This is a genomic window from Rhodococcus sp. NPDC078407 (assembly GCF_044542515.1).
Classification (GTDB): Bacteria; Actinomycetota; Actinomycetes; order Mycobacteriales; family Mycobacteriaceae; genus Rhodococcoides.
Genome location: NZ_JBITUQ010000006.1, coordinates 86,160 through 104,020 on the forward strand (window position 1 = coordinate 86,160; position 17,861 = coordinate 104,020).

At 65.6% G+C, this 17,861-nt stretch carries 21 protein-coding genes and 4 tRNA genes; 18 read left to right on the forward strand and 7 right to left on the reverse strand.

Annotation, left to right across the window (positions count from 1 at the left end):
* Positions 1-39 precede the first annotated feature (39 nt).
* The 3 genes from ACIGGF_RS08790 to ACIGGF_RS08800 are packed head-to-tail and all read left to right on the forward strand — an operon-like array spanning position 40 to position 2,148.
* Positions 40-684, forward strand: a complete 645-nt coding sequence (locus ACIGGF_RS08790; protein WP_397520988.1) for a PaaI family thioesterase — start codon at positions 40-42, stop codon at positions 682-684.
* Complete coding sequence (locus ACIGGF_RS08795) at positions 681-1,652, forward strand: o-succinylbenzoate synthase (protein ID WP_397520989.1); 972 nt, start codon at positions 681-683, stop codon at positions 1,650-1,652. Before ACIGGF_RS08790 ends, ACIGGF_RS08795 begins: the two co-directional genes overlap by 4 nt.
* Before the next feature lie 52 nt (positions 1,653-1,704).
* Positions 1,705-2,148 carry a DUF6918 family protein gene (locus ACIGGF_RS08800; RefSeq protein WP_397520990.1) on the forward strand — a complete coding sequence of 148 codons (444 nt, stop codon included), beginning with the start codon at positions 1,705-1,707 and terminating at the stop codon, positions 2,146-2,148.
* 42 nt (positions 2,149-2,190) lie between these two features.
* Here ACIGGF_RS08800 and ACIGGF_RS08805 read toward each other — a convergent pair whose 3' ends face one another.
* From ACIGGF_RS08805 to ACIGGF_RS08820, 4 genes are read right to left on the reverse strand one after another with little or no spacing between them, the layout of a single operon-like run.
* On the reverse strand, positions 2,191-3,588 hold the full coding sequence (locus ACIGGF_RS08805; RefSeq protein WP_397520991.1) for a DUF2252 domain-containing protein: 1,398 nt from the start codon (positions 3,586-3,588) through the stop codon (positions 2,191-2,193).
* A 22-nt stretch (positions 3,589-3,610) separates the two neighbouring features.
* Entirely contained in the window at positions 3,611-4,444 is an 834-nt protein-coding gene (locus ACIGGF_RS08810; protein ID WP_397520992.1) for a siderophore-interacting protein, read from the reverse strand.
* A gap of 49 nt (positions 4,445-4,493) precedes the next feature.
* Complete coding sequence (locus ACIGGF_RS08815) at positions 4,494-5,558, reverse strand: AbrB family transcriptional regulator (RefSeq protein WP_397520993.1); 1,065 nt, start codon at positions 5,556-5,558, stop codon at positions 4,494-4,496.
* Complete coding sequence (locus ACIGGF_RS08820; RefSeq protein ID WP_397520994.1) at positions 5,555-6,142, reverse strand: flavin reductase family protein; 588 nt, start codon at positions 6,140-6,142, stop codon at positions 5,555-5,557. Before ACIGGF_RS08820 ends, ACIGGF_RS08815 begins: the two co-directional genes overlap by 4 nt.
* 62 nt (positions 6,143-6,204) lie before the next feature.
* Here ACIGGF_RS08820 and menD point away from each other — a divergent pair, with 62 nt between their 5' ends.
* Positions 6,205-7,815 carry a 2-succinyl-5-enolpyruvyl-6-hydroxy-3-cyclohexene-1-carboxylic-acid synthase gene (gene menD / locus ACIGGF_RS08825; protein ID WP_397520995.1) on the forward strand — a complete coding sequence of 537 codons (1,611 nt, stop codon included), beginning with the start codon at positions 6,205-6,207 and terminating at the stop codon, positions 7,813-7,815.
* Here menD and ACIGGF_RS08830 read toward each other — a convergent pair.
* Complete coding sequence (locus tag ACIGGF_RS08830) at positions 7,812-8,315, reverse strand: DUF2505 domain-containing protein (protein WP_397520996.1); 504 nt, start codon at positions 8,313-8,315, stop codon at positions 7,812-7,814. The two genes, menD and ACIGGF_RS08830, sit on opposite strands and share 4 nt — an antisense overlap.
* 54 nt (positions 8,316-8,369) lie before the next feature.
* On the opposite strand from ACIGGF_RS08830, the gene ACIGGF_RS08835 reads away from it, so the two are divergent.
* The 4 genes from ACIGGF_RS08835 (at position 8,370) to ACIGGF_RS08850 (ending at position 11,161) form a co-directional block, all read left to right on the forward strand.
* On the forward strand, positions 8,370-8,831 hold the full coding sequence (locus ACIGGF_RS08835) for a DUF3592 domain-containing protein (protein WP_397520997.1): 462 nt from the start codon (positions 8,370-8,372) through the stop codon (positions 8,829-8,831).
* On the forward strand, positions 8,824-9,249 hold the full coding sequence (locus tag ACIGGF_RS08840; RefSeq protein ID WP_397520998.1) for a glutaredoxin domain-containing protein: 426 nt from the start codon (positions 8,824-8,826) through the stop codon (positions 9,247-9,249). The genes ACIGGF_RS08835 and ACIGGF_RS08840 overlap by 8 nt, the downstream gene beginning before the upstream one ends.
* A gap of 63 nt (positions 9,250-9,312) precedes the next feature.
* Complete coding sequence (locus ACIGGF_RS08845) at positions 9,313-10,452, forward strand: glycosyltransferase family 4 protein (RefSeq protein WP_397520999.1); 1,140 nt, start codon at positions 9,313-9,315, stop codon at positions 10,450-10,452.
* 13 nt (positions 10,453-10,465) lie between these two features.
* On the forward strand, positions 10,466-11,161 hold the full coding sequence (locus ACIGGF_RS08850; RefSeq protein ID WP_397521000.1) for a demethylmenaquinone methyltransferase: 696 nt from the start codon (positions 10,466-10,468) through the stop codon (positions 11,159-11,161).
* 7 nt (positions 11,162-11,168) lie between these two features.
* On the opposite strand, the gene ACIGGF_RS08855 is transcribed toward ACIGGF_RS08850, so the two are convergent.
* Positions 11,169-12,416, reverse strand: a complete 1,248-nt coding sequence (locus tag ACIGGF_RS08855; protein ID WP_397521001.1) for a geranylgeranyl reductase family protein — start codon at positions 12,414-12,416, stop codon at positions 11,169-11,171.
* A 186-nt stretch (positions 12,417-12,602) separates the two neighbouring features.
* On the opposite strand from ACIGGF_RS08855, the gene ACIGGF_RS08860 reads away from it, so the two are divergent.
* Together ACIGGF_RS08860 and htpX are read left to right on the forward strand one after the other, a co-directional pair.
* Entirely contained in the window at positions 12,603-13,622 is a 1,020-nt protein-coding gene (locus tag ACIGGF_RS08860) for a polyprenyl synthetase family protein (protein WP_397521002.1), read from the forward strand.
* Positions 13,623-13,705: 83 nt separating this feature from the next.
* Positions 13,706-14,572 (forward strand): zinc metalloprotease HtpX, encoded by an 867-nt coding sequence (htpX, locus tag ACIGGF_RS08865; RefSeq protein WP_397521003.1) that lies wholly within the window; start codon positions 13,706-13,708, stop codon positions 14,570-14,572.
* Between the two features lie 62 nt (positions 14,573-14,634).
* Here htpX and ACIGGF_RS08870 read toward each other — a convergent pair whose 3' ends face one another.
* The gene (locus ACIGGF_RS08870; protein ID WP_135041210.1) at positions 14,635-15,135 is read right to left on the reverse strand and encodes a YajQ family cyclic di-GMP-binding protein; all 501 of its coding nucleotides are present in this window, start codon (positions 15,133-15,135) and stop codon (positions 14,635-14,637) included.
* Positions 15,136-15,310: 175 nt separating this feature from the next.
* Between ACIGGF_RS08870 and ACIGGF_RS08875 the strand changes: the two genes are divergently transcribed.
* The 8 genes from ACIGGF_RS08875 to secE all read left to right on the forward strand — a co-directional run bounded on the left by ACIGGF_RS08875 (position 15,311) and on the right by secE (position 17,836).
* Positions 15,311-15,393, forward strand: a tRNA-Tyr gene (locus tag ACIGGF_RS08875).
* 149 nt (positions 15,394-15,542) lie between these two features.
* Positions 15,543-15,615 (forward strand) — tRNA-Thr (locus tag ACIGGF_RS08880).
* 62 nt (positions 15,616-15,677) lie between these two features.
* A tRNA-Met gene (locus tag ACIGGF_RS08885) sits at positions 15,678-15,750 on the forward strand.
* Between the two features lie 81 nt (positions 15,751-15,831).
* Positions 15,832-15,999 carry a 50S ribosomal protein L33 gene (rpmG, locus tag ACIGGF_RS08890; RefSeq protein ID WP_027498281.1) on the forward strand — a complete coding sequence of 56 codons (168 nt, stop codon included), beginning with the start codon at positions 15,832-15,834 and terminating at the stop codon, positions 15,997-15,999.
* Between the two features lie 142 nt (positions 16,000-16,141).
* The gene (hadA, locus tag ACIGGF_RS08895; RefSeq protein ID WP_397521004.1) at positions 16,142-16,654 is read left to right on the forward strand and encodes a (3R)-hydroxyacyl-ACP dehydratase subunit HadA; all 513 of its coding nucleotides are present in this window, start codon (positions 16,142-16,144) and stop codon (positions 16,652-16,654) included.
* Positions 16,641-17,066, forward strand: a complete 426-nt coding sequence (gene hadB, locus ACIGGF_RS08900; RefSeq protein WP_397521005.1) for a (3R)-hydroxyacyl-ACP dehydratase subunit HadB — start codon at positions 16,641-16,643, stop codon at positions 17,064-17,066. The genes hadA and hadB overlap by 14 nt, the downstream gene beginning before the upstream one ends.
* Positions 17,067-17,268: 202 nt before the next feature.
* A tRNA-Trp gene (locus tag ACIGGF_RS08905) sits at positions 17,269-17,341 on the forward strand.
* A 30-nt stretch (positions 17,342-17,371) separates the two neighbouring features.
* Positions 17,372-17,836, forward strand: a complete 465-nt coding sequence (gene secE / locus ACIGGF_RS08910) for a preprotein translocase subunit SecE (RefSeq protein ID WP_397521006.1) — start codon at positions 17,372-17,374, stop codon at positions 17,834-17,836.
* The last annotated feature ends 25 nt before the right edge of the window (positions 17,837-17,861 follow it).

Below are 17,861 nucleotides of genomic sequence, written 5' to 3' on the forward strand. Positions count from 1 at the left end.
AATCCGTGGCGGCCGGTCGGTACAGCTAGCGTGCAAGTCATGACCGATCCGAAGCAGCTCGACCGTGATGCCGATCCCGATTACGACCACCACGGCGGCTTTCCGCGTTTTCTGCCGGCGAAGGTGGGACCGGAGTACGGGAAGTTGCTCGAGGCGTTGCGCACGGTGCAGGACCTCGCGGTGTCCACGTCGATGCCCGCCGACGTCACCGAGGCGGCCGCGACGAAGGCTCGGGAATTGATCGAGCTCCTGGAGCCGCACGTGGTTGCGGAGGGTGAGCAGACGGCGGGCCGGGTGCTGTCTCTGCCGGGCCGCGGTTCGCTACTGATGCCGCCGTGGATGATCGAGAAGTTCGACGCCGACGGCGTCCGCAGCCGGGGCGTGTTCCGCCGCTTCTACCTCGGGGGCAACGCCGCTGCGCACGGCGGCACCCTGCCACTGCTGTTCGACGACCTCTTCGGCCTGATCCAGCACGCGTACGGCCGCCCCATCAGCCGAACCGCATACCTGCACATCAACTACCGCAAGGTGACGCCGCTGGACACCGAGCTGGTCGTCGAGGGTGCGGTCGACAGGGTGGAAGGGCGCAAGACCTTCATCGACGCCCGATTGACCGATCTGGAAGGCAACCTGCTGGCCGACTGCGAGGCGTTGATGGTGCAGTTGCTTCCGGGACAGCAATGATCCCGGCGGTCGACGACCTGCTGGACGGTGCACACGTGCTGTCGCTGCCGATGCGCACCAAGTTTCGTGGCATCACCACCCGTGAGGTGATGCTGATCCACGGGCCCGCCGGGTGGGGTGAGTTCTCGCCGTTCCCCGAGTACGACGACGCCGAGTCCGCCCCGTGGTTGGCGTCGGCGATCGAGGCCGCGTGGGAGGGCCCGCCGAGCCCACTGCGCCGACGTATCTCGGTGAACGCGACGGTTCCTGCGGTACCGGCCGCGGACGTGGCATCGGTGCTGGAACGATCGCCGGGGGCCGAGACGGCGAAGGTGAAGGTGGCGGAGAAGGGGCAGAGCCTGGCCGACGACGTGGCCCGCGTCCGTGCGGTTCGCGAGCTGGTCCCGCGAGTGCGCATCGATGCCAACGGCGGCTGGACCGTCGACGAGGCCGTCGCAGCACTGACGGCCCTGACTGCCGACGGCCCCCTGGAATACGCGGAGCAGCCCTGCGCCACCGTCGCCGAACTGGTCGAACTGCGGCGTCGGGCCCCGGGGATTCGGGTGGCCGCGGACGAGAGCATTCGCCGCGCCGAGGACCCGATGAAGGTCGTGCGGGCGGGCGGAGCCGACATCGCGGTGCTCAAGGTCGCCCCGCTCGGCGGGATGCGGGCCGTGCTCGAACTGGCCGGTGAGCTGGGGGAGTACGGCGTGCCGGTGGTGGTGTCGAGTGCGCTCGATTCGGCGGTGGGCATCTCGTCCGGGCTCGCTGCCGCCGCTGCCTTGCCGCATCTCGAGTTCGCCTGCGGGTTGGGGACGGGCTCTCTGTTCGTTCGCGACGTCGCAACTGCGCCGCAGGTGATCGATGGAACGTACCCGGTCGATAGCGTCGAACCCGATCCCGAGGCACTGATCGAGCTCGATGCCGACGCCGATCGCACCCAGTGGTGGATCGAGCGAGTGCGGCGATGCCACGCGCTGCTGCGGTAGTGTTGCGCCCGGTCCGCGTGGGGCCGCTGACACATCTGGGAGGAACTTCGAAGTGGTTGCTGCACTCAAGGATTCGCTGCTCGACGAGTCCAAGGCCGACGCATTGCGCGCCGATGTCCTGGCACTGATCGACGCCGAGGTTGCGGACAAGAGGGGCGCGAGTGGACTCGCGGTCAAGGGGGGCTACGGCGCAGTGAAGAAGGTCGGGCCGTCGTACATCGACAGCGCGGTCTCGGCTCTGTGGCCCGATTTCGTCGACAAGCTCGACCCGTTCTGGCAGTCGTACAACGCCGCCCCGCAGGGCACGTTCGGTCAGTACCTCGCTGCCAACGGCGACGCCGCATCCGACGCGCTGCTCTCTGTCACCGATGCGCGCATCGAGGAGACCGACAAGTCCGTCGTCAAGAAGTTCTACGGCAGCCTGCGTGGTTCGGCGAAGAAGAACGTCACCGAGGCACTGCCTCGGGTGGGTGACCTGGTCGCCAAGCACGCCTAGTGCGCTCCGCGCAGTGGCGTGGTTATGTGCCCCCTGCGGCACTCAACCACGCCACTGCCGCAGGCACTCCCAATCGGCCTCGGTCTGGTCGGCATAGAGCTGCGCGAATCGGCACAGTGCGGCGTCGAGCTCGTCCGAATCGCCCGTGTAGCCCGAGATCATCGATGCACCGCTGGTGCGCGCGTGTCCCTTGGCCAGCAGTCGACCCACCACCCGCGCGTAGTCGACCAGCGCCGGGGCGTCGATCGACGACAGGTCGATGGTTCCCTTCATGTTGCGGAACTGCCGCACGTAGTACTGCCGTCCGTCGATGGTGGTCCATCCCAGCAGCGGATCGCTGACCGTCTGCAGATCCTGCTGATATTCGACGACACGTTGGCCCTGGTGATCGTGCCAGGCCGATTCGCCGTGCACGTACGGCGCGAGCACCGAGCGTCTGGCCTGCTTGAGCTGCAGGAACACCACATCGTCCTCGCTGGTGCCCTCGAGTAGCGCGACATACGCCCGCAGCCCCACACTGCCGACTCCGACGACTCGATGGGCGACGTCGATCAACGTGTAACCCCCGAGCACCCGACGCCAGTGCGGGGTGAGGGTGAGCAGATATTCGTCCAAGCCGACCGCGAGTAGCTCCTCGTCCTTCGCCGAGATGCGCGTCGTGATGGGCGGTTCCTCGACGATTCTGCGCTTGCCCTCGTGTTCTTCGGTGAATCGAGGGAGCACCCGGTCACTGGTACGTCGGCGCGCCTTCTTGGTGGCGCGCTTGATCTCCTTGCGCAGCGACCCCTCGGTGGCGTCGCGCTGCAGTTTCTCCGCCGTCAGGCGCTGGAACGAGCGAGACATCAGCGGTTCGTCCGCCAGCCTGGCGACTTCGATCCGATACGAGGACACGCAGGCGGCAACCGCCTCGCAGCACTGGTCCTCGCTGCGTCCGTTCTGTCGGCCGGCCACCCAGATGCTCGCGGCGAGCCGTCGTAGATCCCATTCCCATGCTCCCGGGTGTGCCTCGTCGAAGTCGTTGAGATCGATGACGAGGTCACGTTCGGGTGAGGCGTAGAACCCGAAGTTGCCGAGGTGGGCGTCTCCGCTGATCACCGGGTTGATTCCCGTCGAGGGCAGCATCGCGACGTCCCGAGCCATGACGATGGCCGTGCCGCGCAGAAATCCGTACGGTGACTCGACCATTCGCTCGAGGCGCGTCGGGATCAACCATTCGATGCGGCCCTGGTGGGAGTACTCGATCTGCTTCACCGGATCGGGTCGGTCCGCCGGCGGTGCCCACTCCCCGAGAGACGCGATCGGCACCTTCTCGCGTAGGCGTCGGCCCAGCTCGTATCGCTCGGCTCGGGGGAGCGGCCGAGCGCGTAGCGAGGCGAACGACGCGCTGTCCACATCTCCCGAGTCGGGGACGACGGTGTGACCTTTTCCCAAGCCGGACATGTGAGATCACACTAATCCAGTGCTATCCGGCAGCTTTACCGAACTTCCAGTATCCGGTGAAGCAGATCTGCGACTTGGGGACCGAATGCTCGTTCACCAGGTACCGACGCAGGCCCGACGCCAACCCCTGTTCCCCGGCCACGTAGACGAAGGGTGCCTCGTCCGGAAGGTCGGCCTGCTGCACCGCAGCGAGGGCAGCCGCGCCCGGTTTCGCGAGCGGGTCGGAGCGGACTATCCAGTGCAGATCGACCACGGACGGTAGGTCCTGCTGCTGTACGTCGGCGTCGGTGGGAACCTCGAGGAAGGCTGTGGTCCGCACATTCTCTGCCGATGACCGCAGGATGCCGAGAACGGCCGGAACAGCGCTCTCGTCGCCGACGAGCAGCTGCCACGTCGCGTGCCCGTCGGGGTTGTAGATGCGCCCTTCGTCGAGAATTGCCACTCGATCGCCGGGAACCGCCCGAGTGGCCCACGACGACGCTGGACCTGCTCGGCCGCCGTGTTCGTCTCCGTGCACCACGAAATCGACGTCCAGCTCCGCGCCCTCCCCGTGCGTGCCCTGCCCCGCAGCCCTGAACTGGCTGATGGTGTAGTTCCGCACCACCGGCTTGGTGTCCTTGGAGAAGGCCAGGTATTGCGCGTACCAGAGCATGGAGGTGGCGCTGGGAATGCGCGGTTCGTCCTGGCCGGGTTGCGGGAGAAACAGGCGAAACCAGTGGTCGTAACCCATGTAGGTGAAGTTCGTCAGCGAGTCTCCGCCGAGAGTGACCCGAACGAAGTTCGGACTGATTCGGTCGCTCGCGAGCACGGTCAGGCGGTAGAACCGGGGATTCTCCGGTTTGAGGTACTTGGCCATGACGTGGAGGTTAGCCGACCCTAAGCTGCGATGGGGTTGCGTCGATCGCTCAGTCGGGCTTGCCGCGTCGATACCGCTGGACCACCTTGGCCCCGACGGGTACCGCGAACAACATCATGAACACTCGGATCACTTGTGCGGCCACGACGAAGGTGATGTTCGCGCCGGTCGAGGCCGCGATGGCCAACACCGCGTACACCCCACCGGGAGTGGTCGCGAGGTAGCCCTCGTATCCGCTCGTCCCGGTTGCCGAGGCCAGCCACAATCCGAGCATCGCGCAGCCGACCGTGACGGCGATGATCAACATCAGCGAGGCGGGCAGTACGCGCGAGATGGATTTCAAGCTGGCGACGGTGAAGCGCAATCCGGCCTGCCAGCCGATGACGATGTACGCCGCCCACAGCAACAGCGTCGGAACGGACGCGCCGAACGACATCCCGAGGACGTCGGCCAGCGTGGCGACGATCAGCGGACCGAGCAGAGCGGGGGCGGGCAGCCGAATCAGACGCGCCAGCAGCACGCCGACGAGGCCGCAGATCAGCACGAAGGCGAGGTCGATCCAGAGCGCCTCGTGCACGTCTGCGGTCACCGTCGATTGGCCCGGGCGAGCCTGGAACACCAGGGTCGCGACCAAGGGCAACGTGGTGGTCACCAGTACCACGCGCAGGTACTGCACCACCGCGACCACTCGTTCGTCGCCGCCGAGCTCCTGCGTGATCGCGACCAGGCCCGACGCTCCGCCTGCGACCAGCGCCAGCGAGCCGGTCAGAGTATCGATGTCCTTGCGAAGCCCCAGCAGCGCGCCGGCCGCGATCGACAACAGCAGTGTGCCGATGCATGCCAGCAGCACCGGCAACCAGGTGTCGCCCAGCGAGCTCAGGGTGTCGCTCTGTACCAGCGTTCCGATTTCGACGCCGAGAACGGCCTGTGCTGCCATCCCCAGTCTGCGCGGCAGCGGAGCTCGCTCGGTCCCGGTGGTCGGTGCCCAACCGGCGAGCGCGAACACGATGGCCACCAACAATGCAACGAACAACGCAGCCGACGGCACACCGAGTGCATCGGCTCCGACGGTCAGTGCGACCGTGACCGCAACGAGCAGCAGCCAGCGGATCAAGAAGGTCGCTCGATCTCACGCACCTCGGGCGGCATTCCCCACTCGGCGCGGCCCAGGCGACTGAGAGGAGCGATCGCGTCGAACTCGGGTAGGCCGTCCTCGGCCAGGAATTCGGGACGCACGGACAGCGCGACGACGGTGCCCATGACGACGAAGCAGTTACCCACTTCGACGACGCGGTGCAGTGTGGCCTCGATGGCGATCGGTGCGGCCGCCACGCGTGGCGGGGCCACGATTGCACTGGGTTCGCTCTCGATGCCGACTGCCTCGAATTCGCTGACGCCGTGATCGAAGCTCGCCGAGCTGCCGTTGACCTGATCGACCAACGGGGCCGTCGCCAGATTGACGACGAATTCGCCGGTGGCCTCGATGTTGCGCAGACTGTCCTTGCGGCTCACCGAGGTGAACTGGACGACGGGCGGCTCCACGGACGACACCGTGAAGAAGCTGTACGGCGCGAGGTTCGCCACACCGTCGGCGGAGACCGTGGAGATCCACGCGATGGGCCGCGGGACCACCGACGCGGTCAGTAGCTGGTAGAAGCGGCGGGGGGAGACCTCATCGGGCCGGAAGACGGTACGCACGTCTCAATACTGTCAAAGCCCGGTTGCGGCGGCCGACCGGAGCATCTGACACTCTGGATTCTGTGAACCCGTCCACCGCTCAGGCCACTGCCGTCGTCGATGAACTGGCGCGCAGCGGCATCGAAGACGTCGTGTTGTGCCCCGGCTCGCGGAACGCCCCGTTGGCGTTCGCGTTGCAGGAAGCCGACGTGGCCGGGCGGCTCCGACTGCACATGCGGATCGACGAACGGACCGCCGGATTCCTGGCCATCGGATTGAGCCTGGGCAGCGGCCAACCCGTTCCCGTGGTGATGACGTCGGGAACCGCGGTGGCGAACCTCGGGCCTGCCGTCCTCGAAGCGAATTACGCCCGCATCCCCTTGATCGTGATCAGCGCCAACCGGCCCTACGAGATGCTCGGCACCGGAGCCAACCAGACCATCGAGCAGCTCGGGCTGTTCGGATCCCAGGTTCGCGCGACCATCAGCCTGGGACTCGCCGAAGAGGGACCGAAGCAGAACAGTCAGTGGCGCAGTGCGGTCTCGCGAGTCATCGCGGCCGCGCGTGGTGCGCGCTCGGGCAATGCCGGGCCGGTGCACTTCGACATCCCACTGCGCGAGCCGCTGGTTCCCGCCCTCGGTGATCCAGGGGCGCGTCCCGAAGGCCGTCCCGACGGGATGCCGTGGACCTCGACCACCCAGGCGACGCTCGACGTACCGGTCGAACTCGATCTGTCGGTCGACACCGTGGTCGTCTCCGGCCACGGCGGCGGCGTGCGCCCGGAGTTGGCCGGATTGCCGACCGTCGCCGAGCCGACCGCGCCGCTACACGGAATTGCGTTGCATCCCTTGGCCCTTGCGCAGTTGAAGCCGCGGCAGGCTGTCATCACCGGGCGTCCGACGTTGCATCGGCAGGTCTCGGCGTTGCTCGCCGATCCGGCGGTGGATGTCATCGCGCTCACCACCGGTCCGCGGTGGCCGGACGTCTCGGGCAACGTGCTGGCCACCGGAACTCGCGCAGTCACCACCGGCACGCCGGATCCGGCGTGGATCGCTCGCTGTGCCGCACTGTCGGAGCGCGCCGAACATGCTGTGCACGAACAGCTTCGAGAACATCCGAAGGCAACGGGATTGCACGTGGCCGAGGTGGTGATGTCCGCGCTGCAGCCCGGCGATCAGCTGGTGCTCGGTGCCTCCAACCCCGTGCGCGACGCGGCCCTGGTCTCGACTCCGATCCCGGGGGTGAAAGTTCTCTCCAACCGCGGCGTCGCCGGTATCGACGGCACCGTCTCGACGGCCATCGGGGCCGCGATGGCCGGAAAGCGCCGCACCGTATCGCTTCTCGGTGATCTGACATTTCTGCACGACGCAGCGGGCCTGCTCATCGGAACCGGCGAGCCGCGTCCCGAGGATCTGACGATCGTCGTTGCCAACGACGACGGCGGCGGCATCTTCGAGTTGCTCGAACAGGGAGATCCGCAATACGCGGGTGTCTTCGAGCGGGTGTTCGGGACACCGCACGGAATGGATCTCGGAGCGTTGTGCGGGGCGTACCGCGTCGAGCATCGTTTGGTCGAGTTGTCCGAGCTGGCAGCCGAACTCGCGACGCATGCCGCGGGAATCAGGGTGTTGGAAGTGACCACCGAACGGTCCGGACTGCGCGATCTACACGCAGCGATCCGGGCCCGTCTCTAACTCTGTTGCGCTGCAACCCATTCGAGAGTTTCGCCGGTTTCCTGATCGATCATGTCCTTGATCATCTTGTTGATCAGGTCTTCGATCTTGCCGCCGACGAGCGGGATCTTGACCGTCGATTCACCCTTGATGTGCAACTTCGCGCCGGTGCCGTCGGGCTGCAGTGACAACGTGCCGGTGATCTTGGCCGGTAGGCCGGTGGTGCTACCGGTCAGCGTTCCTTCGGCGTGGTCGCCCTCGAGCGGACCCCAGTGATCGGTGCGGGAGACGATCAGCTTGCCTTTGATGACCTTGGTGACGAATCCGGGGAGCTCGTTGGTGCCGACCTCTTCGGAAATGTCGACCGTCAGGCCGCCGTCGGCATGCTTGGTCAGCTCGTACCCGTCCGTCTTCTTCGCTTTGGCGAAGCGCGCCATCCACTGATCCTCACTGGTCAATGCTGCGTGCACTTCAGCAGGAGGATTGGACGCGCGGAGTGTGTGTTCGAAACTGCGAGACATGGGAGCAGACGCTACCCGAGCCGAGCCCGATCCGCTGCGAAGTAATCTGTGGACGTGACCGACACAGCCCGAGGCAGCCGAACGCTGCGCAGAACCCGGCTGGTCGTGCTCGTGGTCGCCGTCGCGATCTCGGTGCTGGCCGTGCTGCTGGTGGTCGGGGCCTGGCGAAACGACGTGACCATCGACTCCGACAAGGGCACCGCGACCGCCGAAGTGCTGTCGGCGGGCAAACTACGGTCGGCCGTCAGTTTCATCACGCCGGACGGGGTGACCCACAACCCGGCGCTCGGCGTCCTGTATCCCACCAACCTCGTCGCGGGCCAACGCATCGAAGTGGAGTACTACCGGGCCGACCCCGACGACGTCGAACTGCTGGTGCGGGTCGCCGGCCGTGACGCTACCGTCGCCATCGTTCCGGCCGGATCGGTCATCGTCGTCACCTGGCTCATCGCCGGGCCCGTGCTGGTGTGGCTTCGCCGCAAGGAGACCCAGCGTAAGGAGGCACAGTATGCGTAACGCCAAACAGTGGGGCATCGCCGCTCTCGCCGCGGTGGCCGGATTCTCGTTGGTGAATTTCGGCAATGTCGCGTCGTCGATCGTCGTGATGGTGCTCGCGGTGGGCTTCCTTCTCGTTCTGACGACACCGGTGCTGTATCCACGATCTCTGCCCGACGACGCCTCGCGTGAGCAGGCGTCGGACAGGTCGGTGCCGCTCATCTACTGGCGACCGGGCTGCATCTTCTGCCTGCGGCTGCGGGTGGCCCTGCTGCTGCGCGGAAAGAAGGCTGTGTGGGCGAGCATCCGCCAGGATCCGGCCTCAGCAGCGCGGATTCGGTCGGTCAACGACGGAAACGAGACGGTTCCCACGGTGTTCGTAGGTGCCGAGCACCGCACCAATCCCGATCCGTCGTGGGTGCTCGCGCAATTCGTGTGACGTTGGCTCACCCGTAACGCTGTCCACATCTGGTCGACGGGCAGCTCGCGAACACTGAGGCTCGTGCGAGTAGCCATCGTTGCGGAATCGTTCTTACCCAACATGAACGGCGTCACCCACTCGGTGATCCGTGTCCTCGAACACCTCGACAAGACCGGGCATGATGCAGTCGTCATCGCCCCCGACAATCCGTCCGGGCCGAAGGCCTCGACGTGGCACGGCGACGTTCCGGTGCATCGAGTGCCGTCCGTCATGGTCCCGAAGGTCAGCTCGCTGCCCGTCGGCGTCCCCGGGCTCGGGATGGTCTCGGCGCTGCGCGAGTTCGCCCCCGACGTCGTTCACCTGGCCTCGCCGTTCCTGCTCGGGGCCGGTGGGCTGGCTGCAGCGAACCGGCTCGATGTGCCGGTAGTTGCGGTCTATCAGACCGACGTCGCTGGTTTCGCCGCCAGCTACGGCCTCGGACTCACCTCGAAAGCGGCGTGGCGCTGGACCAGGCGGCTGCACCGCGGCGCGGCGCGCACCCTGGCGCCATCCACCTCGGCCGTCGATGCGTTGGAATCGCATGGCATCCCGCGCGTGCACCGGTGGGCCAGGGGAGTGGACGCCGTCCGTTTCGCGCCCTCGGCCGCGTCGGCAGGCCTGCGTAGCCAGTGGGGATCGGGCGAGAAGCTGATCGTCGGATTCGTCGGCAGGCTGGCGCCGGAGAAGCATGTCGAGCGGCTCGCCGTCCTCGCCGCAGACCCGTCGATCCAACTGGTGATCGTCGGCGGCGGCCCCGACTCGGCAGCACTGCAGGCGTTGATGCCGAGCGCCATCTTCACCGGACAACTCGGCGGCGTGGAACTCGCCCAGGCGTACGCCAGTTTCGACATCTTCGTCCATCCCGGCGAACACGAAACCTTCTGCCAGGCGGTCCAGGAAGCACTCGCCAGTGGTGTCCCCGTCATCGGACCCGACGCCGGCGGCCCGCGGGACCTGGTCTCGCACTGCCGCAACGGCTACTTGTTGCCGGTCGAGAGGTTCACCGAGCTGCTACCCAGCGCGGTCGGAGCCCTGGCCGAACCCACCACCCGCGCCCGCTTCGGCCACGCCGCCCGCACATCGGTTCTGCACCGAACGTGGCCCGCCATCTGCGACGAGTTGATCTCGCACTACTACGACGTGCAAGGCATCACAGCACCGCGAGCAGCCGACGTTGCCTGAGTAGTCTGGACTCGTGGCACAGACATCGCGCGCGACCCTGGCAAAAGAGCCCCACGAGGTGGCGTCGATGTTCGACGGCGTCGCCCGTCGTTACGACATCACCAACACGGTTCTGTCGTTCGGGCAGGACCGTAGTTGGCGCAAACTGACGCGTCGAGCCCTCGACCTGAAACCGGGCGAGCGGGTTCTCGACCTCGCCGCTGGCACCGGCGTGTCGACCGTCGAACTCGGCCGCAGCGGAGCCTGGTGCGTGGCCACCGACTTCTCCAAGGGCATGCTGCAGGCGGGGTTGCAACGCGGAGTCCCGATGGTGGCAGGCGACGCGATGGCGCTGCCCTACGCCGACGCCAGCTTCGATGCCGCCACCATCTCGTTCGGCCTCCGCAACGTCTCGGATTTCGACGCCGGACTGCGTGAGATCGCCCGCGTCACCAAACCCGGTGGACGCCTCGTCGTGTCGGAGTTCTCCACCCCGGTGTTCGGCCCCTTCCGCACCGTGTACATGGAGTACCTGATGAAGGCGCTACCGAAAGTTGCCAGCGCCGTGAGCAGTAACCCCGACGCCTACGTCTACCTCGCCGAATCGATCCGTGCGTGGCCCACACAGGAACAGCTGGCCCAACGCATCGTCGACGCCGGGTGGACCGACGTGCAGTGGCGCAACCTCACCGGCGGAATCGTGGCGCTGCACAAGGCAATTCGACCCTGATCTTATTTCAGCTGAACGGCGGCCGGGAATCGATTTTCAACGAACCGGTTCCCGACGCTCGCCAGGTACGCGCAACCAGGTCGCTGTCGGCCTCGGTGATCAGGTTGCCCATGCAGCGGACGGCCACTTTCATCAGGGCTCGTGAGCGCATGCCCACCGGTCCCGCTGCGGGCAGGAATCTGGGCACGGTCAACAGTCCGGCGAGGCGTCGAGCGATGGAGAAGGCCTGCCCGTAGTGCTCGCGCAGCAGACTGGGCCAGGCGTCGGTGAGATCGGGGTGATCGAGCAGGTCGACGACCATGCGGCCGCCTTCGAGCCCGTAGTCGATGCCCTCGCCGTTGAGTGGATTCACACACGCGGCGGCGTCGCCGATGATGGCCCAGTTGACGCCCGCAACTCCGGAGACGGCACCGCCCATCGGTAGCAGCGCCGACGCCACCGAGCGCAACTCGCCGGTCAGTTCCCATTCGTTTCGCCGCTGCTGGGTGTAGAGGTCGAGCAGCGGGCGCAGCGCCCCGGTTGCCGGCTTCTTGGCGGTGGCCAACGTGCCGACGCCGATGTTGATGTTGCCGTCGTTCAGTGGGAAGACCCAGCCGTAGCCGGGCTGCAGAGTGCCTGCGGCATCGCGCAGTTCGAGGTGCGAGCTGATCCACTCGTCGTCGCTGCGCCCCGAGTCGATGTATGCACGAGCGGCGACGCCGAAAGCGGTGTCCCGATGCCACTGCCGCCCGAGTTGCTTACCCAGGGTGGAGCGGACGCCGTCGGCCACGATGAGTGTGCGGCACGAGATATCGCTGGTTCCGGTCTCGGTCTGCAGGGTGACCGACCGCACGCAGTTGCCCTCGCGCGTGGCCGCGATTGCTTTCGCTCCCTCGGCCATGACCGCCCCGGATTCGACGGCGACTGCGCGAATGCGATCGTCCAATTCGGTCCGGGCGACGGCGCTTCCGACGGTGGGCAAGGACTTGCTCGGCCACTCGAGCTGCAGTTCCTGGCCGAACCCGCTCAACCGCAAACCACGGTTGCGTGCCTTTCCGCGCACCCATTCGCCCAGACCGAGCTCATCGAGTTCGGCAACGGCACGAGGAGTCAATCCGTCACCGCACGTCTTGTCCCGCGGAAAGACGGCCGCATCGACGAGGACGACGTCTCGGCCCGATCGCGCGGCCCACGCCGCAGCGGACGATCCTGCGGGGCCTGCGCCCACGACCAGGACGTCGGTCGAGGTGGGTGGGGACGGATTGGGGGTGCTCACACAGTCCAGTATCCCGATTTCGCGGGCAGGTGCGTCGGGGGCCTATGGTCGACGCCGTGTGAAGCGTCACCTGTGGTCGGTGACACCGTCGCACCTGTCTGCACGCTAGGTTCACTACGGTAGAAGGCGAGCAGCGGCGCTTCGCTGCCCTCGCCGGCAGTCGACGACAGGACAGGGACCAACATCGTGAGTACAGACGACGCTGCCGTAGCGACGGTCGTTGCCGGAGTCGACCTGGGTGACCCGGAGCTCGCACGGTCGGTCGCCGACGGCCTCGCCCGCGTCGAGGAGCTGATGATCAGCGAACTCTCCGATGGCGAAGATTTTCTGACCGAGGCAGCGCTGCACTTGGCCAAGGCCGGTGGAAAGCGATTCCGGCCACTGTTCACCGTCCTCACCGGCCAACTGGGGCCGTCGCCGACCGATCCGGCGATCGTCACCGCCGCCACGGTCGTCGAGCTGGTTCATCTCGCGACGCTCTATCACGACGACGTCATGGACGAGGCGTCGATGCGCCGAGGTGCCGAGAGTGCGAACTCACGCTGGGGTAACAGTGTGGCGATCCTCGCGGGCGACTACCTGTTCGCGCACGCGTCACGGCTGGTCTCGACTCTCGGGCCCGACGCAGTGCGCATCATCGCGGAGACATTCGCCGAGCTGGTCACCGGGCAGATGCGCGAGACGATCGGAGCCAAAGGCACCGACGATCCCGTCGCGCATTACCTCAAGGTCGTGTGGGAGAAGACCGGGTCGCTGATCGCGTCGTGCGGACGGTTCGGCGGCACGTTCAGTGGCGGCGACGCCGAGCACGTGGGACGCCTCGAGCGCCTCGGTGACGCGGTCGGCACCGCCTTTCAGATCTCCGACGACATCATCGACATCTCGTCGGCCACCGAGCAGTCCGGCAAGACCCCCGGCACCGACCTGCGCGAAGGCGTGCACACCCTTCCGGTGCTGTTCGCGCTCCGCGAAGAAGGTGCCGACGGCGATCGGCTCCGCGAGATCCTGGCCGGCCCGGTCACCGAGGACGCCCTGGTCACCGAGGCCCTCGAGCTGTTGCAGCGCTCGCCGGGAATGGTCTCGGCCAAGAACACCCTCGGCGAGTACGCAGCTCGGGCGCATGCGGAGCTCGCGCAGCTTCCGCAGGGACCGGCCAACGACGCACTCGGACGGTTGGTGAACTACACCGTCGAACGCGTCGGCTAGCGAACCTGTAGGCGGGAACTGCAGGTCGGGGTGTATTCGTTGCATCGGGTAGGAACACCCGGTACGAGGAGGCGCTCGCCACGATGAACAGTTACGCCAACGGTGCGAAGACGTTCGGCCTGCTGGTCGGAATGTCTGCACTCATCGTCTTCATCGGCTCGCTGTTCGGTAACTCGACCATCCTGGTCGGCTCGATCGTGCTGGCGGTCGGCGTCAACGGCTATGCGTATTTCAACAGCGCGAAGATGGCTCTGAAGTCCATGCACGCGGTGCCGGTGACCGAGATCGAGCAGCCGGCGATGTACCGGATCGTGCGCGAATTGGCAACGGCGGCTCATCAGCCGATGCCTGCGCTGTACGTGAGCCCGACCAACAATCCCAACGCGTTCGCCACCGGACGTAACCCGCGCAACGCAGCGGTGTGCTGCACCGACGGCATCTTGCGGATCCTCGACGAACGGGAACTACGCGCGGTGCTCGGGCACGAACTGTCCCACGTCTACAACCGAGACATTCTGATCTCTTCGGTTGCCGGTGCCATGGCGTCGGTCATCTCGGGCCTGGCGAACCTGGCCTTCTTCGCGAACGTCTTCGGTGGACGCGGCAGTGGGGGAGCGAATCCGCTCGCGCTACTGCTGGTGTCGATGCTGGGGCCCATTGCCGCCAGCCTGGTTCGCCTTGCGGTCTCTCGTTCGCGTGAGTATCAGGCCGACCAGTCCGGAGCCGAACTGACCGGTGATCCGCTGGCGCTGGCGTCGGCGCTCCGAAAGCTCGAGCACGGAGTGCAGGTGGCACCGCTGCCACCCGAGCCGCGGCTGGCCGCGGAGTCACATCTGATGATCGCCAATCCCTTCCGGATCGGCGACAAGGCGGGTGCGCTGTTCGCCACCCACCCGCCGATGGCCGACCGTATCGAGCGACTCGAACGGATGGCCGGCCACCGGCCGTAGTGCCGAGCAGTGGTGTGCTTAAGTGCCTCCTGGGGCACTCGAGCACACCACTGCCGAAGGCATTATCGGTAGTTGACGAACTGCAGAGCGATCCCGAAGTCCTCGTTCTTGAGCAGCTGCTGGATGGCCTGGAGGTCGTCGCGCTTCTTGCTGCTCACGCGCAGCTCGTCGCCCTGAATCTGCGCTTTGACGCCCTTGGGGCCGTCGTCCCGAATCTTCTTCGAGATCTTCTTGGCGTTCTCGGTACTGATGCCCTGCACGAGCTTGCCGGTGACCTTGTAGACCTTGCCCGACGCGGCCGGGTCGTTGGTCTCGAAGGCCTTGAGCGACACGTCCCGCCGGATCAGCTTTTCCTTGAACACGTCCAGGGCGGCTTTGACCTTTTCCTCGGACTCGGACGTGATGACGATGGTCTCGGCCTCGCCGCTACCGGACCATTCGATGCTGGTGTCGGATCCGCGGAAGTCGAAGCGGGTCGCCAGCTCCTTCGCGGCTTGTCCCAGAGCGTTGTCCACTTCCTGGCGGTCGACTTTGCTCACTACGTCGAAGGACGAATCAGCCACTTCTCACACTCTCCAGTCGAATCGAATATTTGATGCGGTGATGATGTTCGCCCACATCCTGCAGGGACTTTATCGGCCCGCTACCGACCGTATCCACCCGGTTTGCGTTCCAGGGGGACGTTCGTTGTATTCTTCTCACCGCGCCGAAGACCAGCATGGACTTCGATCGCAACACGGCAGATTGCCCGAGCGGCCAATGGGAGCGGACTGTAAATCCGTCGGCTTATGCCTACGTAGGTTCGAATCCTACATCTGCCACACCTGGAACCCCGGCGAGGATTTCTCTCGCTGGGGTTTCCATGTGAGAGGGGCATGAACGGCTCGCTGACCACGCAATTTGGTAGTCGGCGCTCCGAATGTGTAACCTCTTGAAGGCTTCAGCGCACGGCAACGCACGTGCTGATCCCGCCCCCTTAGCTCAGTCGGTAGAGCGTTTCCATGGTAAGGAAAAGGTCAACGGTTCGATTCCGTTAGGGGGCTCGCTGGATTGGATGGCTCGACGCCGACCTCCCTTCGTGGGATGGTGGACGATGAGCACCTGAGGCGGTGTAGCTCAGTTGGTAGAGCAAACGACTCATAATCGTTGCGTCGCCGGTTCAAGTCCGGTCACCGCTACACAGTAGGCAAGCACGGCAAGTAGCACGCATGAACAGTCCTGATTGACCCAGATCAGATTTACCCGAAAGTAGGCGTCCAGTGGCCTCCTCCACCGATGTGCGGCCCAAGATCACCTTGGCCTGCGAGGTTTGCAAGCACCGCAACTACATCACCAAGAAGAATCGTCGCAACGATCCCGACCGCATCGAGCTGAAGAAGTTCTGCTCCAACTGCGGAACGCACCGGGCTCACCGCGAATCTCGCTAGGTTTCACGGCTCGCTGGTTCGCAGTTCCGATCTCCAGTCGGCGCCCGGCGTTAGGTCGTAATCTCTACCCCTAACGGCTTTTGCGTCCAGGGTAGAAAAGGTTGACTTTCCCGTGTCACAGGCTTCACACAACGAACCGACCATGGATGCGTCCGCACATGCGGCGTCCATGGTCGGTTCTCATTTTCGCGTCGAGGACTTCTACGAGGTCGGCCGCGAGAAGGTCCGGGAGTATGCGCGTGCCGTCCAGGATTCTCATCCCGCGCATCACGACGAGGCAGCGGCGAAAGGCCTCGGGTACGACGGTCTCATCGCGCCCCTGACGTTCGTTTCCCTGCTCGGCATCATGTCGCAGACCCGGATGTTGCAAGAGGTCATCACCGGTTACGACCCGAGCCAGATTCTGCAAACCGATCAGCGGCTCGAATTCCACCGCCCGATCCAGGTCGGCGACCGCATCTTCTGCGATGTCTACCTCGAGTCGTTTCGGCAGATGAGCGGTAGCGACATCATGACGACCAAGAACATCATCACCGATCAGAACGGTGACCTCGTGCAAACCACCTGGACGACCATCGTGGCGCGTACCGGTGGGGAGATCGACCAGAACATCGCCCACGCGGTCAAGGAAGTGATCCGGCATGGCGCTTCGTAGCTTCGACGACGTGTCCGTCGGCGACGAGCTGCCCGAGCGGATCGTGTCACTGACCCGCGGCGACCTGGTGAACTACGCCGGCGTTTCCGGCGATCCCAACCCCATCCACTGGAGCGACGAGGTAGTCGAACTGGCTGGGCTGGACAACGTGATCGCGCACGGAATGCTCACGATGGGTCTCGGCGCTGGCTTCGTCACATCGTGGCTGGGCGACCCGGGTGCGGTCACCGAGTACAACGTGCGCTTCACCACGCCGGTGTACGTCTCGGCCGATTCCGCAGCGCAGGTCGAGTTCACCGGCAAGATCAAATCCGTGGACGCCCAGACGCGAACTGCGACTGTTGCCATCGTCGCGAAGTCCGCGGGCAAGAAGATCTTCGGGCGAGCGACCGCCACGGTTCGCTTGGCCTGACCATGTCGATCCGGCAGAAGCAGTTGGCAGCCGGGACCGTTTCCTGCCGGGAGCACGGGATTTATCTGTTCCGAAGGGTGTGCAGTACACTGAGATTTCTGGGGTAATCCGGCGCTCCGCGCTGCCCGCGTCCTCCTGAGAAGGTGAGCGTGGACCGTGCACAGCCGGATGGACACCAGAACGGCCGAGAAGTTTCGGCCGAAGGGGCGTAGCTCAATTGGTAGAGCAACGGTCTCCAAAACCGTAGGTTGCAGGTTCAAGTCCTGTCGCCCCTGCCCAAGGTGTCAGCAACTGAGAGGAACGACGTGAGCGAGGAGCGCGGTAAGCGCGACGGTCGATCGGGGGAGTTCGAGGACTCTTCGACCCCAGACGACGTCGTACCTGGCTCCGAGGGCCGTCCTTCTGACGCTGACACGTCCACCGGTGATGCCGCTGCAGGTGCGGCGGTACCCACCGGCAAGCGATCGTCGAGCAGGTCCCGCAGCAGTGCCGGGGTGTCGATGACCAAGTCGTCGACCGCGCCGGCCAAAGCGAACTCCGGTAGGGAACGTCCGGGCAAGACCAAGACGGACAAGCGGCCGAACGTTTTTCTGCGGTTGCTGCAGTTCTTCCGTGAGGTCGTTGCCGAGCTGCGCAAGGTCATCTGGCCGAACAAGAAGCAGATGGTCACCTACACCAGCGTCGTGCTCGTCTTTCTGGCGTTCATGGTCGCGTACATCAGCGGCCTCGACGTGTTGTTCCTCAGGGGCGTCGGCTGGCTGTTCGGCTGACCGAGACGGCTGCCGAGACTTTTCG